1 protein-coding gene is annotated in these 870 nt (G+C 64.4%); it reads right to left on the reverse strand.

What is annotated here, in order from left to right:
- Positions 1 to 439, reverse strand: a 439-nt coding sequence (locus UK23_RS51890; RefSeq protein ID WP_156213354.1) for a DUF222 domain-containing protein, incomplete at its 3' end; no start/stop codon positions are given.
- Between the last annotated feature and the right edge of the window lie 431 nt (positions 440 to 870).

Here is an 870-nt window from a genome sequence, read left to right on the forward strand (position 1 = left end):
AGGCCAGCTCCTTGCCGAACTTGGCGATCGCGGCGGGCACGTGCTCGCGCGCGAAGTCCACCATCACGGCCTCGGCCTCAGCGGGCAGCTTCGTCATCGCCTCCGCCAACGCCGCCACATGCCCGACCGACAACGCACCCTCGGCCACCGCCTCGGCGGTCACCGGAAGCTCCGGAGCCAGCTCACTGCCGGTCGGCGTGATCTCACCATTGAGCAGCGCGGCGTTGGCGACCCACTTCCGAGCCTCACCGATATCCCAGCGAACGGCATCACGCAACACATTCGCCAAATGCTTGTACCCAAGCTCAGCCGCAGCCCCACGCCGACCCAACTCGGCAATAGTCCGCATAATCCTGTCATCACGAATCCGGCTCTCCGTCACATCCTCAACGAAACTGCGCAGCAGCTCATCGGTGGGAAGAAGTCGGTTTTCGGTCACGTGTTCCAGTCTACCGCAAGATCACAAAATGATAACCACGATATATGTACACCAATGAGTGAACACCCGCGAAGCCGAAGGCGAGCCGCTTTTCCGTGCGGTTCCGGTGGGTTCCCGTCACGAGTCGTGCCTGATCGTTTGCCGCATTCGGGAAGGGGCGTCAACTCGACACGCTTTTCGTCGAGTTGACGCCCCTTCCCGAATGTGGCTCGCTCCGGTGCGACTTGTGACGGGAACCCACCCGAACCGCACCACCTACGAAACGCGCAGCCGCCCAACGCAGCAGGCGTGCCATCAACCCGCGAGCGGCGCTGGACCCCCGATCAGATTGGCGGGGGGACTGGGGGGCGGAGTCCCCCAGGGGAACCACGGAACGGGACTCGCCCTACGCAAGGCGACCACCCGCCCGGTCGCGCCCAGCAAGGCGACCA

Origin of the sequence: Lentzea aerocolonigenes (genome assembly GCF_000955955.1) — a bacterium.
GTDB classification, from domain to species: domain Bacteria; phylum Actinomycetota; class Actinomycetes; order Mycobacteriales; family Pseudonocardiaceae; genus Lentzea; species Lentzea aerocolonigenes_A.